The organism is Xylophilus sp. GW821-FHT01B05, from assembly GCA_038961845.1.
In the GTDB taxonomy this organism is placed as follows: domain Bacteria; phylum Pseudomonadota; class Gammaproteobacteria; order Burkholderiales; family Burkholderiaceae_C; genus Xylophilus.
Map to the genome: position 1 here is coordinate 2,176,046 of CP152408.1, position 14,752 is coordinate 2,190,797.

Consider the following 14,752-nt stretch of genomic DNA (forward strand, 5'->3'; position numbering starts at 1 on the left):
GTGTTGGCGACGTCGATGCGGATGGTGTCGGGCGTGGCCTGCGCGGTGGTGGCTGCCAGCAAGGCTAAGGGTGTGGTCTAGTAGCGCAGGCCGGCGATCACGGTGCGAATTCGGTTCACTTCACGTCTTTCGCGGCGAGTTTGCGGCCGACCTCGGTGCCTTCGAAGAAGCGCGGATTGGCTTCGGTATAGAAGCGGTGCGGGTTGTCGAACACGAAGGCCTTGAAGTCCACGGCGGAGATCACGCCTTGCTGCACCAGGTCCCAGGTTTCGGCCAGCGGCTCGGTGAACTCGGGCACGTCCCAATGCCCCACGTCGGACGACCAGATCGCGTTGATCTTTGCGCCCAGCGGGTTCACCTTGGTGTTGAAGGCTGCTGCCACCGTGCGGTCATCGGCCTCGGAGCCGAAGTAGAAGTTGTTGACCCAACGGTCGCGGATGTCTTCCACCTTCTCGATGCCGGCGAGGGCGAAGTCGTCGATCTCTGACTCGTTCGGCTCGCGGCTGTGTGGCAATGCTGAGATGCCGAGGCTGTCGCGCAGCAGCGTCGACTTGTCGAGCGTGCGGCCTTTCAGCAAGTCGGCGCCGTAGCGCTCGAACAGCGAGGCGAGCAAGTCGATGTCGGCCTCGGCCGGGTCGTAGTTGCGCACGGCGTTCTTGTTGCGCTTTTCCCAGCGGTCCACCAGGTGCGTGTAGACGTGCGAACCCCAGTCGGCGCCGCCTTCTAGCAGGCCCACGCGCAGGCCCGGAAAGCGCCGCGTCACGCCGCCAAAGAACAGCGCCTTGGCAAAGGCCTGCGAGCCGTCGGCGAAGTGGCCGACGTGGTTGTTCATGTAGTTGCTGATCGACTGCCGGCCGGTCCAGCCCTGGCTGCCGTAGTGCGTGGTGACGGGTACGCCCAGCTCAATTACCTTGGCCCAGAACGGGTCGTAGTCGTGTTCGCTGTCGATGCCGTAGAAGTCGATGTAGCCGACCTGCTTGGCAATCTCGGGGTGCTCGGCGGCGGGGTACTTCTCGGCGATGGCGCGTATGGGCCGGCGCACGCCGCCGGCGATATTGATCACCTTCAGGCCCAGCGTCTTGACCGCGAATTCCAGCTCTTCAATGCCCTCTTGCGGCGTGTGCAGCGGAATGCCCGCCACCGGTGTCAGGCGGTCGGCGTAGGGGCGGTACTGGTCGGCATGGAAGTGGTTGATGGCGCGGTGCAGCGGCTGGCGGTATTCGCTGCCGGCCGCGGCCGGTGAGAGCACGTCGTTGGGGAACAGGATCGAATAGTCCGAGCCTTGCTCGCCCAGGCGCTCGTAGAGCAGCGCGGGCAGGGTGTAGGTGGCCAGGTCGTAGGTGTTGCGCGTCACACGCGCCCACCAGGGCGCGCGCAGCGTGCGATGGAATTGCCGCTCTTCGGCCGTCTGCTGGTACCAGTCTTTGCCGCCGCCATTGCGCGTGGCGTAGCGGCCGCCCAGCGACTTGCGCAGCGCATCGACGAGCTTGCTGCCGCCGTAGTGCTGCACATAGTCCTCCAGCACAGGGGCGTAGTCGTTGACGTGGACATCCGTGTCGATCACGGGATGGTCGAGGCCGGCCTTCACGGTGGCGGAGCGCGATGCGCGCGCAGGGTTCAAACGATCGTTCATCTGCGGATTCCTCGGTGGGGAAGGAAGCAGCAGGCTACGCGTGGGCGGCGCGCTTGCCAAAGAAGGCTTCTGGAGTTGCTTAGCCAATGCGCGCATGAGCGGAGGGGCATGCATTGCATGCAGCCGCATGCAAAAAACGAATATGAAAGCGCCAATTCGTCGCTAGGGCGGCGAGGCCGCGCGGCTAATCTGCGGCACCACGCTTTCTCAGTTTGAAGAGAGCGGGCTGACCACATCCATCTTTGAGGGACTCCAGAATCATGTTGCTTTCATTCCAACGCGCGTTGTCCGTAGTGACGCTTGCTATCGCCGGCCTGGGCGCCACCGCGCAGGCGCAAGAGGTGTTGCGCGTAGCCGCTTCGCCGGTGCCGCACGCCGAGATTCTTGAATTCATCCGGCCGCAGTTGAAGGCGCAGGGCGTTGATCTGCAGGTCAAGGTGTTCAACGACTACGTGCAGCCAAACATCGCCGTGAGCGACAAGCAGTTGGACGCCAACTTCTTCCAGAACCGGCCGTACCTGGACTCCTTCAACAAGGACCGCAAGACCGACATCGTCGAGGTGCCAAACAGCGACGTGCACATCGAGCCCTTCGGCGCCTACTCGCAGAAGATCAAGAAGACCTCGGAGCTGCGCGACGGCGCCATCATCGTGATCCCGAGCGATCCCTCCAACTCGGGCCGCGCGCTGTCGCTGCTGGCCAAGCAGGGGCTGATCAAGCTCAAGGATTCGTCCAACATCAAGTCCACCGCACGCGACATCGTGGACAACCCAAAGAAGCTGGTGATCCGTGAGCTTGAATCGGCCCAACTGCCGCGCGCGCTGCCGGACGTGGACCTGGCGCTGATCAACACCAACTACGCGCTAGAGGCCAAGCTTGATCCGGCCAAGGACGCGCTCTTCATCGAAGACGGCCGCAATTCGCCCTATGCCAACTTCATCGCTTCGCGCAAGGACAACGTGAACTCGCCGGCCATCGCCAAGCTGGTGGCCGCGCTCCACACGGCAGAGGCCCGCAAGTTCATCCAGGACAAGTACAAGGGCGCGGTGATCCCGGCGTTCTGAGTGCGCGAGCACAACGCACCGGCCAGCCGGTGCGTCATGATGAATTTAAAGAAAAAATGCCTCTAGCCCAGGTACAGCCTAGGCTAGTAGCTATATGTTTAATAGCATCCTGGAATCACCAGCGATAGCCCAGCGTGGCCGTCAGCGTGCGCGCCTGCCCATAGAACTGCGCACGGTTGGCGGTGCTGATCTTGTTGCCCAGGTTGGCCACGTTCAGCGAGAAGCGCACCGGCCCCGCGCCATAGTGCACGGCGGCGTCGAACAAGGTGTAGCCCGCGTTGAAGTACTGGTTGTAGGTATCGGCCACGGTCGGCCCGGTGTAGCGCACGCCACCGCCCACACCCCAGCCGCGCAGGGCGTTGTTCTGGAAGGCGTAGTCGATCCACAGCTTGGCGGTGTTGCGCGCGGTCTGGAACGGCCTCTTGCCCAGCTCTCTGGGGTCGTTGCTGCGCGACACCCAGGCGTCCAGCCAGGTGTAGCTGGCGATCAGGTCCACACTGCGCGCCAGGCGGGTCTTGGCCTCCAGCTCCAACCCGCGTGAGCGCACCTCGCCGGTCTGCACGCGCAGCACGGCACTGTTGGGGTCGAGCGTGGTCACGTTCTGCTTGCGCAGGTCAAACAGCGAGGCGGTGATGAAGCTGTCGCTGCCCGGCGGCTGGTACTTGATGCCGACCTCAAACTGCTTGCCGGTCTCGGGTTGGGGCGTGATGCTGTAGTTGGTGCCAACCACCGGCACAAAGGAGGTGGCGTAGCTCGCATAGGGCGCCAGGCCGCTGTCGAACAGGTAGAGCAGGCCGGTGCTGCCGGTGGTCTTGCCGTCGCGCGCCGATACCTGCGCCGTGCCGGCGGAGCGCTCGGTGTCGGCGCGGTCATGGCGCAGGCCACCGTTTACGATCCAGCGGCCCAGCCGCAACTGGTCTTGCGCATACAGGCCGTACTGGCGCACGTCTGCGGTATTGCGCGCGGTCACCGGTGCAGTAAAGGGCGTGCCGTAGACCGGGTTGAAGATGTCCAGCGTGGGGGCGTTGCCAAAGCCAAGGTCTTCGCGGCCTGAGAAGTCCTGGTAGTCAAAACCCACCAGCAGCTTGTGCCGCAACGCGCCGCTGCTGAAATCCTTTTGCACATGGGTGTCGACGGTGGTCGTGCTGCTGGTCGAGCGCGAGATCAGCGAAGCCCGGTTGACGCTGCGGTTGTCATTGCGGACGGCCGTGGCGTAGACATGCTGGTAGTCCAGCGTGTAGTGGGCGTAGCGCAGGTTTTGCCGCAGTGTCAGGCTGTCGTCGAACTGGTGCTCGAGCAGGTAGCCGATCGATGTCATGTCGCGGTTGTAGTGGTCAAAGCTCGGCTCGCCGGCAAAGGTGTGCACAGGGATCTTGCCCTGCGCGTAGTTGTTGAGCAGCGACTGGTTGGGCCACCAGCTCTTGGGCGTCATGCGGTCGCGGGTCACGTCGGCCAGCACCGTCAGCGTGGTGCGGGCCGAGGGCTTCCAGGTCAGCGCGGGAGCGATGAACAGCCGGTTGTCCTGCGAGTAATCGGTCTGGGTCTTGCTGTCGCGCACCAGGCCGTTCAGGCGAAACAGCAGGCTGCCGTCATCGTTGAGCGGGCGCCCGATGTCAAACGCGGCTTGGTAGCGGTCATGGTTACCGGCCGAAACCGTCACCTCGTTGATCGGCGTGGCTGTGGGCCGCTTGGATACCTGGTTGACCAGCCCTCCCGGGCCACCTTGCCCGTAGAGCACGGCAGACGGGCCCTTCAGCACCTCGACCCGCTCCAGCGCCTGCGGGTCGGCCAGCCAGTCGCCGTAGGTGCCGGTCTTGAACACCCGCAGGCCGTCGCGGTAGAGAGAGGCATCAAAGCCACGGATGTTCAGGCTGGCATAGCGCAGGTCGTAGCCGGTGATCTCGGTCAGCACGCCGGCGGTGTAGCGCAGCGATTGCTCCACGGTCTGGATGCCTTGCGCATCCATCTGGTCGCGCGTGATGACCGAGATGGATTGCGGCGTTTCGATCAGTGGCGTGTCGGTCTTGGTGGCAGTGGCGCCGCGCTTGGCGATGTAGCCGTGCAGCGTGCCCCAGGGCGTTTCCCGCTCGGCATTGGCGGCCACGGTGACCTCGGCCAGACTGGTGTGGGAGCTGGCGGGTGCGGGCCGCACCACCACGGTCGAGCCGTCTACGCTGGCCTGCAGGCCGCTGCCGGCCAGCAGCCGCTCCAGCGCCTGCTCCAGGGTGAGCCGCCCGGAGAGGGCGGGCGCGCTTTTGCCCGCGACCAGCGCTGGCGCCACCACCAGGGTGACGCGGGCCTGGCGCGCCAGCTCATTCAGGGCCTGCGCCAGCGGCTGGGCGCTGATGGTGATGTCGGTCGGCGTGTTGCTGGCGGGTTGGGCCTGCACGGCGCTGGCGCTGATGGCCAGTGCGGCGGCCAGGGCCAAACGGGAACGGAGTCGGTTACGGGCGGGGGCGAGGATGGGGGCGCTGGTGGCGCTGCGAAACGGGTGCATGCGGGCTCTCTTGATGAATGGAATGCGAACACGAATCAGGTGCTATCCATAAAGAAGACGGGCCACTGCGCCCTAACCTGATGTCACCCCGAAAAGATTTTTTAGCGCTGCAGCGGCACGATCTCGGTCACGCCGTTTTGCAGGCGCAGTTGCACCGGCAGCACCTGCGGCAGGCTGCGGATGAAGTTGTGGATGCGCTGCAGGTCCACGCTGCCGGTGACCGCGAGGGCGCCGACGGCTGGGTCGCGCACTTGCACGCCGGTGCTGCCGTAGCGCTCCAGCTCGGCCAGGACGGTGGCCAGTGGCGTGTTGTCGAAGCTGATGCGCTTGTCACTCCAGGGTGCGATGCCCTCGGCCCTGACTTGGCCGACCGGGCCCAGGTGGCCCAGTCGGTCGGCGGCCACGGTCTGGCCGGCAGTCAGCTCCAGCGTGTCTGCGGCGGTGCCATCCACGGCCCGGGCCACGCGCACGCGCCCTTGCTCCACCGCCACCCGGACCTGCCCGTCGCCTAGCGATGGCGTGTAGCGCACCGAGAAGCGCGTGCCCACCACGGTGATGCGCATCGGCCCGGCCAGCACGTCGAACGGCCGGCCGGCGTCGGCCTGCACGGTGAACAAGGCCTGGCCTTCGGGCAGGCGCACCTCGCGCCGCTGGCGGTAAAGGCGCACGTCGGCTTCTGATGTGCTGTCCAACTGCAGGCGGCTACCGTCGGGCAGCGCGGCTTGGATCTGCTGGCCGCGCGTGGTGGCGTAGTGCTGGCTGAACACCGGCTGCTGCCACTGGTGCCAGGCGAACCAGCCGCCCAGCAGCACCACGGCCACGCCAGCCACCAGCGCGCGCGGCAGGCGCCAGCCCCGGCGTGCGCGCCGCGTGGCGGGCGCCAGATGGGTTTGGAGCCGGTCAATCTCGACGGCAGGGATCTCGTCCATGGCCTGCCAGGTAGTGGCCAGCGCGTCATAAGCCGCTTGGTGCGCCGGGTCAGCCTGCCGCCAGGCGTTGAATACCGCTTCACTGGCCGCATCCAGACCATCGGCGCGGCGCACCAGCCATTGCAGCGCCGCCGCCTCTGCGGCCGGTAGGCCTGCGAGCGGGTCTTCTGCCTCATGTGCTGCCGGCAGGGCATGGTGGCGAGGAGGGCGGCGGTGGGGCATGGCGAAAGCGGGGGCTTCTTTTAGGTAGACGAATGGGGCGTGAAAAACCTGAGGTCAGCGCCCGGCTGGGGCCTCGGGCTGGTCCCGGTGCTGCTTGCAGGCGAGCACGGCCAGCATGATGTGGCGCTCCACCATGTTGCGCGATATGCCCATGCGCGCGGCCACCTCGGCATGTGACAGGCCCTCGAAGCGGTGCAGCATGAAGGCCTCGCGGCAGCGCGGCGGCAGGGCCTCGATGGCAGCCACCAGTTGGCGCGCGCGTTGCGTGGCGGCGTAGATTTCTTCCGGCTGGCTTTGCGCCGGGGCGGGCATGTCGGCCAGCACGGCATCGGTCTCGGGTGCGCGCACGGCGTCGTGGCGCTCCTGGTCGATGAGGATGTTGCGCGCCGTGCGGTAGAGCAGCCCGCGCGCATGCTCCACCGGCTGGCCGGCCTGCTGGTGCGCCAGCACGCGTGCATAGGCCTCTTGCACCACGTCGGCCGCAGCATGCTGGTCCCGCAGCTTGCGCGAGAAGTACTTCAGCAGTTCCTGGTAATAGTGCGCAGCCACGCGAAACCCAGCAAGGGATGGACAAATCCCGTCAGGCAGATGCTGAGATGTGGCGGCGGCTGATCCGGAAGCGGGACGCAGGGACGGGGGAGGCCAAAATTATAAAAGCCGTGCCTCTCATGCTGGGCCGCAGCAATGCTGGCGGCATGGACTGAAATTTTTGTAACTACTCAGCCCCCTGAGGGCAGAGGTGGTCGAAGCCTGGGGCCTACGTACAGCGGCAGGCCCGCCGAACGGTGCAGGGCGAGCGCAGGCAACCGAACAGCATCGCCCCTACAGCACAGGCTGCCTGGTGTTCCCCGAGAAGACACTGATGAGGCAGTCAAAGAGGCAGGCGCGCTGCTTGCGCATAGTGGCCAGATAGGAGCGCAGGGTAAAGAAGGTATCGGCCCCCTCCCGCGTGCGAAAGCAGCCCGAGACCTTCTGTCGGACCTTGGACATGCGCAGGGCCTGCTCGGCCAGGTTGTTGGTAAAAGGCACGTCCGCATCGGTCATGAAGCGCCAGACCTCGCGGCGGTGCACGCGCAGGCGCTTGAGCAGATTGAACGCCTTGCTCTGCTGGTGGCGGCCCTGTCTGTTGCGGGGCGCCCCCGAGGGCAAGACCTCCGGGTGCAGCCGCTCCCCGCGCTGCAGCAACTGTTCCCACTGCGCTTCGAACCAGGCCTGGCGCTCCAGCGGAAGTGGTGAGTCTGCTTGCGCCACCTCGCGCTGCGCCTGCAGCAGCAGCTCCATCATCTCGCGCGCCCAGCCATCCCAGATCCTCTCGCCCATCTGCTCGTGCACGAAGGTCAGCTCCCGCAGGTGGTGCGCATTGCACAGGCTGTGCGTGCAGTCCAGCCCCTTGTAGCTGGCCAGCCCGTCGTGCACCAGCGTGCCCCGCACGCCGGGCAGGATGCCCAGGGCTTCGAAGGCTGCGCTGCCACGCTTGGCATGCAGCCCCAGCCACGTCAGCGAGGCCGTGACGGCGCAGTGCAACCAGGCCAGGGTGCCCTTGACCCGGATACCGGTCTCATCGGCGTGCACAACGGGGGCGCCTTGTACGGCCTGCCCGATGGCCGCTACCGTGGGCGCCAGGGTCTGGGCCGCCTGGTGGCAGAAGGCCAGCACGCTGGCTTGGGACAGGGGCAGGCCAAAGGCGTCGCGCAGGAGCTCGCAGGTGCGCTGCAGGGGCACCAGGTGGTGCTGGTTCAAATGCACGGCCAGGGCCTTGGCCCGGGGGCCGTATTGCGTGGGAGCGCTGATGCCCTCGGGGAAGCTGCCTTGGTGCACGGCCCCGCAGCGGCAGGTGGAGCGGATCAGTTGGTGTTCGATGACCTGGGCGCGCAGCGCCGGGAGTTCGAAGACCTGGCGCTGGGCGATGACCTCGTGCTGGGCCAGCAACTCCTGGCAGGCGTTGCAGCGGGGGGCACTCTGGTGGGTGATGACCTGGTCGACTTCGGCGCTCTGGCGCAGCGTGTGGCCGCCGTGGCCCTTCTGGCCGCCTAGAGGGCGCTGGCCGCTGGGGCGCAGGGACTTCGGGGCGGGTTTGGCCAGGCCATCGCTGGAGGGCGGCTTGCTGGAGTTGCGGCTGTTGAGGGCCAGCCGGGCTTCGAGCTCGGTGATGCGCGCTTGCATCACTGCGAGCTGGGCGGTGAGCGATTGCACCTGCCCCAGCAGCGGCCACAGCATCCTGATCAGTTCGTCCTTCTGCGCGTGGCTCAGCGTGCTGAGATCGGGCAACGCTGGGAGGTCGGGCTGGCTCGGGTGGCTGGGCATTGCCGCTATTGTCTATTAGCGAATCCGGGGACCTGAGTAGTTACAAAATATTGATGAAATATGCCTCTAGCCCAGGTGCAGACTGGGATGATAGCTATTAAATTGATAGTTTCAGGCTTCCAGCACCACTGGCGCGTGGTCGCTCGGCTGCGGGTTCTTGCGCGGCGCACGGTCCACGCGGCAGGCCGTCACCAGGGGCTTGAGCGCCTCGCTCACCAGGATGTGGTCAATGCGCAGGCCACGGTTCTTCTGGAAGCCCAGCATGCGGTAGTCCCACCACGAGAAGCTCTTCTCCGGCTGCTCGAACATGCGGAAGGTATCGGTCAGCCCCAACTCCAGCAGCGCGCGGAAATGCGCGCGTTCCTCGCTGGTGTGGTGAATGGTCTCGCGCAGGCCTTCCGGGTCGAAGCTGTCGCGGTCCTCAGGGGCCACGTTGAAGTCGCCCAGCAACACCAGCCGTGGATGCGCCGCCAGCTCGGCCTTGACCTGCGCGTGCAGCGCGTCGAGCCACTGCATCTTGTAGGCAAACTTGTCGCTGCCCGGCGCCTGGCCGTTGACGAAATAGCCGTTGATGACGCGCAGCGGCCCCTCGGGCGTTTGCACCGTCGCTGCGATCACGCGCGACTGCGGGTCCTCGAAGCTGGCGATGTTGCGCACCACGTCGGTGAGCGGCGCCAGGCTCAGGATGGCCACGCCGTTATAGGTCTTCTGCCCAAACGCCGCGCTCTGGTAGCCGGCCGCTTGCAAGGCATCGAACGGAAACTTGTCGTCGGTCAGCTTGAGCTCCTGCAGGCACAGCACATCGACCGGATTGGCGGCCAGCCAGTCCAGCACCTGCGGCAGGCGGACAGCGAGGGAGTTGACGTTCCAGGTTGCGATTTTCATAAATGGAAAATATCGTTCTATTCAATTGGTTGGAAAGTATGGGGTGGCTAGTTTTTGTTCTAGCTACCCATCTGGCTACCCGAATCAAGCGCGCTTGATTGACCCTCAAAGGGTAACCGCGCCGCGAGCTTCTAAGTACTGCTGCAAGCTCACTTCGGTAATGCGGCTGGCGCGTTTCCCGACAGTGACGAGTTTCAAATTGCCATCCCGGACAAGCCTGTAAATCGTGGAGCGCGGCACATCAGTGCAACAAAGCCTATCGCGTCTTTAAGCGGCATGCGCCATCTCCCACTCGGCGCGCGCGTCGCGGTCAGCACGACCGCGCTCTGCGAAGTAGATTCGCCGAGATCAACTCAAGCCGTCGCGTGCTTGGCGTCTGGTCGATTCTCGGAGTTCTGACGGCGTCGAACTTGTCCAACGCTTGAACGCGCGTCTGAAATTGGACGCGTCCGAAAAGCCGGTTTGCTCTGCGATCTGCTCGATCGAGAAGTCGGTATGCCGCAGGAAGTCGGTAGCCAGCTTGATCCGCAGTTCGTCGACCAGACGCTGGTATGAAAGCTCCTGGGCTTGCATCTGGCGGTAAAGCGTTCGCACCGTCAATCCCAAAACTGAGGCCACTTCCTCTACCGTCCGAAAGCGACCCGGGCGCAACATTAGCACCTCGACGATGCGGCGCTCCAGCAATGTGGGTTCCTCGCTGGACGGCAGCATCTGTTCGAAAATCTGGCTGCATGCAATCGCAGTCACCGGATTTGCTTCGGGTAAGGCGATGTCGTCCTTTTCCGTGCTGATGTGCCATTCCATCAGGCGTTCACCGCCACGCACGACGTACTTGGCGGGATAAAGCGCGACGAGAACCTCGACTTCGTCCTCTGACGCCCCGGTGCACGCGCTCCAGATCGAGCTCACCCTTTTGGCCAGCGAGAGTACGGCGCCGTCGCTGCGCCCATCACGTATGTGGCAGAAGATCAGCGTTTCGGAAGTGGCCTCTCCCGAACGGTAGGTGTTCTCGGGCGCGGCTTCATGGAAGACGACGCTGATCAGGTCGAGCGGCGAGAGGATGATTTCCCTGATCGCGCTGGTGAACTCGGCGGCCATCTTGGCCTTGACGCCAACTGGGATTCCGGCCTTGCATTCGCAAACAATGACGGGCATTTTGTGTCTCCGTGGAAGGTGGGCTATTGAGGCCCCCAGTCTCTCGGAGCAAAGCCGTTGCGGATTGCAGCGCAGTGCCACCACTTGCTTGGAAGTGCCACGAATGGGTTTCTGACAGATACGGGTTGCGTCTGTGCCAATGACTGTGTCGGAGGCGCCGCGTTTGGAGCCTCGTGTACTTGAAACCTTCGTGGCCGCACGGTCATGTCCGTGCCGATGCAGTGCTCCGCGTATGCGCTCAGCGCTTCACCGATTCCATGGAGGAAATCCTGGTTGACGCAAAGTGAGGGATGACATAGCCTTCGTTTGTTAAACGATCGTTTTGTGGCGTAGGCGATACATGCACACAGGCTCGGAGCTGACGCAGCTGACCAAGCCCCAACGAATGACTGTTCAGCCACAGCACCTTGCCCTTCTTGGCCTGTGCACGGAGACAAAACTTGGCACAAGTTCGCAGAACACTCCTCGGGCCAACCGCAACACTGGCAACCTTGCCGGCTGCGGCTTTCAGCGTGCCACCAGAAAAAACCACCGTACTGAAGGCGGGCGCCGATTCCGTGCTGGCCCGTGCCGTGGCATCCGGCGACACAGCCGGCGTAGCTGCTGCGGTGATTACTCGCGATCAGACCCTCTACGTCGGAGCGCAGGGAGTGCACACGCTCGGCGCCACCGCCGCAATGGACCTGGACACGGTGATGCTCATCGCCTCCATGACCAAGCCGATCACGAGCGCCGCAGCCATGCAACTGGTCGAGCAGGGCAGGTTGAGCTTGGACGATCCAGCTGCCGCAGTTGTCCCCGAGCTGGGCGCTCTCAAGGTCCTGCAGGGCTGGGACGCGAATGGTGTGCCCCTGCTGCGTGATGCCAAGGGGCAGCTCACTCTGCGGCATCTGCTCACCCACACGTCCGGGTTCGCCTATGAGATATGGAATGCGAACCTTGGGCGCTTCTGCCGAACACAGAACATCCCCGGCGTGCTGACGGGACAGAAAGCGGCGCTGCGCGTGCCTCTGTGCTTTGACCCCGGCACGCGCTGGGAATATGGCTTAGGCATCGATTGGGTGGGCCAGCTTGTCGAGGCCGCCAGCGGCCTGAGCTTGGGTGAATACTTCCAACGCAGCATCACAGGTCCGCTGGGCATGGACAGCACGGCGTTCAAGATCAGCGCGGCCATGCGCACTCGACTTGCAGGCATGCACTTGCGCGGCGATGACGGAAAACTGTCGGTGATCGATCTCGGCAAAGTGCAAGATCCCGAGTTCGAATCGGGCGGCGCGGGCCTGTACTCCACAGCCAACGATTACCTGAAGTTCATGCGCATGATCCTCAATGGGGGGCAGGGCAATGGCAACCAAATCCTGCAGCCGGAGACGGTGGCCCTGATGTCGCGCAATGCCATGGGTGCGCTTCGCGTGAGGAAGCTGCCAACGCAGATCCCCTTTTTCTCGCGCGACGTGGAATTTTTCCCTGGCGTGCCCACCACCTGGAGCCTGGGCTTCATGGTCAACGAGGGCGCGGCGCCCACCGGCCGCAGCCCCGGCAGCCTGGGGTGGGCGGGACTGGTCAACACGTACTTCTGGATCGACCCCAGTCTGAGCATCGCAGGCCTGGCCATGACGCAGGCTCTGCCGTTCGCGGACCCGAGAACCCTTGACCTGTTCTACGATTTTGAAAAGAGCGTCTACGCCTCGCTGAACTGCAGCCTTGAAGGGAGGGTCACCGCCTCAGATTGACTGTGCAGCATCCATGACATGGCTGATCACAACACTTTGCCGGCCTTTTCGACTGGCGCACGGAGACAAACATGAAAACACCGATCCGCAGACTCTTTGAGACCGCCCTTGTTGCGGTCGCGCTTTGTGGTGCCGCGGCCACCGCCAACGCGCAGCCCTATCCGAACAAGCCCATCCTGATCAAGGTTGCCTATCCTGCCGGGTTTGGCGTCGACGCCTCAGTGCGGCCATCCGTACCCGTGCTGCAGCGCGCCCTTGGACAGTCTCTTCTGGTTGACAACATGCCTGGCGCGAACGGCTCCATCGCGGCGATGAACGTGCTGAACGCGTCGCCCGACGGATACACCTTGCTCGCAACCGCCGGTCCGGACTTCGTTGTGGCGCCGCTCACGGTCGCTTCGGCCAAGTACACGTTCGACAGCTTCAAGCTCATTGGTTCGTTCGGGATTGCGGACATGGTCCTCGTCAGCCATCCCGACCGGCCTTTCAACACCCTCAACGCACTCGTCGAACAGTTGCAAAAGCCTGACGCGAAGGAGCTTTCCATCGCCCATTGGGGTCAAGGCACGCTCGCTCATCTCGCGGCCGCTGAATTCCAGGGGCGTGTCGGCGCCAAGTTGCTGGAGGTGCCCTACAAAGGCATCGCTCCAATTGCCACGGCCGTCGGCGGCGGAGAGGTGGACCTCGCCTTTGTCCCGCTTGCGGGACCAGTTCTGGGAATGATTCAGACCGGGCGCATCAAGGCCATCGCCATCGCGAGCCCCAAGCGGCATCCGCTCCTGCCGAACTTGGCGACGCTGAGCGAGGACGATCGGTTCAAGAACTTCGAGTTCGGCATCTGGACCGGCCTGTTCACGCCCGCACGCACACCCGATTCCGTCGCTGCGCGCCTGAGCACGGCCTTTCGAGAATGGAATGACAGTCCGGAATTCCTGGCGCTCGCAACCGCGCAGGGTTTGCGCAAGCTGGACTCCATGACCCCCCCGCAGGCCGCGACCTTCTTGCGTGCAGAGAACGAAAAGTTCATCAATATCGCCAAGACGCTTCATTTGGTGGCGCAATAGCGCCGCTACAGAAAGGCTCCCAGATGACCGTTCGAGACTTTCACTACTACGAGCCCGCCAAGGGTCACGGGCTGAGCCACAACCCGCTCAATGCGCTGGTAGCGCCGCGGCCTATCGGCTGGATCTCGTCACGCGACGCCCAGGGGCGGGTCAATCTCGCACCCTACAGTTTCTTCAATGCGTTCAACTACGATCCACCGATCATCGGATTTTCTTCGATCGCCTGGAAAGATAGCGTTCAGAACGCATCGGAAACGGGCGAGTTCACCTGGAACCTGGTCACGCGAGAACTCGGCGATCAGATGAATCAGACCTCGGCACCGCTTCCGCATGGAGAGGACGAATTCCCCTTCGCCGGCCTCACAGCGGTGGCGGGCCGCATGGTCAACGTCCCGAGGGTGGGCGAAAGCCGCGCAGCCATGGAATGCAAGGTGATCGACATCGTGCAATTCCGAAACACCGCGGGCGAAAAGGTAGGTGGCTGGCTGGTGCTGGGCGAAGTGGTGGGCGTGTACATAGACATGGCACTTCTGAAAGACGGCGTCTATCAGACGGCAGAGGCGTATCCGATCATGCGTTCCGGGGGGCTGAATGACTATGTTCAGGTTTCGCCAGAGAATGTTTTCCAGATCGCGCGGCTCGCGGGCGCCAGCGGCCCGTCGTCGCATGGCAAGGGATAGCAACATCCGCTGGGGAAGTTCTGCATAAAGCAGAGCCGAACGAGGTAGTGCTCTGAGCAGTTGGAATCCTCTTCTATAAGGTCGCGTGGCGGCAGCGCGAAGCCGCCAGCGGGGTGCAGTAGTGGTCATTTCTGCCGCAATGCAGCCCTTTTGAGCTCTTTCGCCCCTTCGCAGGCGCACTCATGCCTGCGCTCCCAGCAGTTTGCCGCGCACCGTCCACAGGTTGGATAGCGCAAACCATGGGCGCATGGCGATGTGCCACTGCACGCCCGCCTTGGCATCGGGCCTCTTGCTTACTCCCTGGTAGCCGGCGTCCCCAAAGGCATCGACCTCCTCCCCGTGCAGGAGGCTGTTGGCTTCAACGACATCGCTGACGTGGCCTGATGTGCCGCGCACGGTGTTCAGATAGGCGGCGCGGCGCTGCCGGCGAGTGCTACGGAGCAGTCGGCCCGCAGGCGGTGCAGCGCCTGCACGTCGTCTTCGGAATACACGGCGACGGACTGCAATCCGAGATCGGTCGCCGCCCGGGCAATCCGGATGGCGATCTCGCCTCTGTTCGCGATCAGAATCCTTTGCATCGTCATGG

General features: G+C 64.1%; 13 protein-coding genes and 1 pseudogene. 4 read left to right on the forward strand and 10 right to left on the reverse strand.

Annotation, left to right across the window (positions count from 1 at the left end):
• Positions 1-115: 115 nt before the first annotated feature.
• Entirely contained in the window at positions 116-1,633 is a 1,518-nt protein-coding gene (locus tag AAFF27_10160) for an amidohydrolase family protein (GenBank protein ID XAH25531.1), read from the reverse strand.
• A 260-nt stretch (positions 1,634-1,893) separates the two neighbouring features.
• On the opposite strand from AAFF27_10160, the gene AAFF27_10165 reads away from it, so the two are divergent.
• Positions 1,894-2,697, forward strand: coding sequence for a MetQ/NlpA family ABC transporter substrate-binding protein (locus tag AAFF27_10165; GenBank protein XAH25532.1), 804 nt, complete (start codon positions 1,894-1,896; stop codon positions 2,695-2,697).
• A 115-nt stretch (positions 2,698-2,812) separates the two neighbouring features.
• Here the strand turns inward: AAFF27_10165 and AAFF27_10170 are convergent, their stop codons facing one another.
• The 7 genes from AAFF27_10170 to AAFF27_10200 all read right to left on the reverse strand — a co-directional run bounded on the left by AAFF27_10170 (position 2,813) and on the right by AAFF27_10200 (position 10,689).
• Entirely contained in the window at positions 2,813-5,194 is a 2,382-nt protein-coding gene (locus AAFF27_10170; GenBank protein XAH25533.1) for a TonB-dependent siderophore receptor, read from the reverse strand.
• Between the two features lie 101 nt (positions 5,195-5,295).
• Entirely contained in the window at positions 5,296-6,345 is a 1,050-nt protein-coding gene (locus AAFF27_10175) for a FecR domain-containing protein (GenBank protein ID XAH25534.1), read from the reverse strand.
• A gap of 54 nt (positions 6,346-6,399) precedes the next feature.
• Positions 6,400-6,894, reverse strand: coding sequence for a sigma-70 family RNA polymerase sigma factor (locus tag AAFF27_10180; GenBank protein ID XAH25535.1), 495 nt, complete (start codon positions 6,892-6,894; stop codon positions 6,400-6,402).
• A gap of 273 nt (positions 6,895-7,167) precedes the next feature.
• Complete coding sequence (locus tag AAFF27_10185) at positions 7,168-8,649, reverse strand: IS66 family transposase (GenBank protein ID XAH25536.1); 1,482 nt, start codon at positions 8,647-8,649, stop codon at positions 7,168-7,170.
• Between the two features lie 111 nt (positions 8,650-8,760).
• Complete coding sequence (xth, locus tag AAFF27_10190) at positions 8,761-9,534, reverse strand: exodeoxyribonuclease III (protein XAH25537.1); 774 nt, start codon at positions 9,532-9,534, stop codon at positions 8,761-8,763.
• A 105-nt stretch (positions 9,535-9,639) separates the two neighbouring features.
• Positions 9,640-9,774, reverse strand: coding sequence for a hypothetical protein (locus AAFF27_10195; protein XAH25538.1), 135 nt, complete (start codon positions 9,772-9,774; stop codon positions 9,640-9,642).
• Positions 9,775-9,882: 108 nt separating this feature from the next.
• Positions 9,883-10,689 carry a helix-turn-helix domain-containing protein gene (locus tag AAFF27_10200; protein ID XAH25539.1) on the reverse strand — a complete coding sequence of 269 codons (807 nt, stop codon included), beginning with the start codon at positions 10,687-10,689 and terminating at the stop codon, positions 9,883-9,885.
• A gap of 440 nt (positions 10,690-11,129) precedes the next feature.
• On the opposite strand from AAFF27_10200, the gene AAFF27_10205 reads away from it, so the two are divergent.
• From AAFF27_10205 to AAFF27_10215, 3 genes are all read left to right on the forward strand, one after another.
• Positions 11,130-12,422 carry a serine hydrolase domain-containing protein gene (locus AAFF27_10205; protein XAH25540.1) on the forward strand — a complete coding sequence of 431 codons (1,293 nt, stop codon included), beginning with the start codon at positions 11,130-11,132 and terminating at the stop codon, positions 12,420-12,422.
• A 71-nt stretch (positions 12,423-12,493) separates the two neighbouring features.
• Positions 12,494-13,486: a tripartite tricarboxylate transporter substrate binding protein gene (locus tag AAFF27_10210; GenBank protein XAH25541.1), complete on the forward strand. Its 993-nt coding sequence runs from the start codon at positions 12,494-12,496 to the stop codon at positions 13,484-13,486.
• Between the two features lie 23 nt (positions 13,487-13,509).
• Positions 13,510-14,166 carry a flavin reductase family protein gene (locus AAFF27_10215; protein XAH25542.1) on the forward strand — a complete coding sequence of 219 codons (657 nt, stop codon included), beginning with the start codon at positions 13,510-13,512 and terminating at the stop codon, positions 14,164-14,166.
• Positions 14,167-14,346: 180 nt separating this feature from the next.
• Here the strand turns inward: AAFF27_10215 and AAFF27_10220 are convergent.
• Both AAFF27_10220 and AAFF27_10225 read right to left on the reverse strand, forming a co-directional pair.
• A pseudogene (locus AAFF27_10220) lies at positions 14,347-14,571 on the reverse strand (hypothetical protein).
• Entirely contained in the window at positions 14,568-14,750 is a 183-nt protein-coding gene (locus AAFF27_10225) for a biotin carboxylase N-terminal domain-containing protein (GenBank protein ID XAH25543.1), read from the reverse strand. Before AAFF27_10225 ends, AAFF27_10220 begins: the two are co-directional and overlap by 4 nt.
• Between the last annotated feature and the right edge of the window lie 2 nt (positions 14,751-14,752).

What these genes read in the sequence shown, in the direction of transcription:
- AAFF27_10160 (XAH25531.1), bottom strand. Translation starts at nt 1,633, where the DNA reads ATGAACGATCGTTTGAACCCTGCGCGCGCATCGCGCTCCGCCACCGTG.
- AAFF27_10165 (XAH25532.1), top strand. Translation starts at nt 1,894, where the DNA reads ATGTTGCTTTCATTCCAACGCGCGTTGTCCGTAGTGACGCTTGCTATC.
- AAFF27_10170 (XAH25533.1), bottom strand. Translation starts at nt 5,194, where the DNA reads ATGCACCCGTTTCGCAGCGCCACCAGCGCCCCCATCCTCGCCCCCGCC.
- AAFF27_10175 (XAH25534.1), bottom strand. Translation starts at nt 6,345, where the DNA reads ATGCCCCACCGCCGCCCTCCTCGCCACCATGCCCTGCCGGCAGCACAT.
- AAFF27_10185 (XAH25536.1), bottom strand. Translation starts at nt 8,649, where the DNA reads ATGCCCAGCCACCCGAGCCAGCCCGACCTCCCAGCGTTGCCCGATCTC.
- xth (XAH25537.1), bottom strand. Translation starts at nt 9,534, where the DNA reads ATGAAAATCGCAACCTGGAACGTCAACTCCCTCGCTGTCCGCCTGCCG.
- AAFF27_10200 (XAH25539.1), bottom strand. Translation starts at nt 10,689, where the DNA reads ATGCCCGTCATTGTTTGCGAATGCAAGGCCGGAATCCCAGTTGGCGTC.
- AAFF27_10210 (XAH25541.1), top strand. Translation starts at nt 12,494, where the DNA reads ATGAAAACACCGATCCGCAGACTCTTTGAGACCGCCCTTGTTGCGGTC.
- AAFF27_10215 (XAH25542.1), top strand. Translation starts at nt 13,510, where the DNA reads ATGACCGTTCGAGACTTTCACTACTACGAGCCCGCCAAGGGTCACGGG.
- AAFF27_10225 (XAH25543.1), bottom strand. Translation starts at nt 14,750, where the DNA reads ATGACGATGCAAAGGATTCTGATCGCGAACAGAGGCGAGATCGCCATC.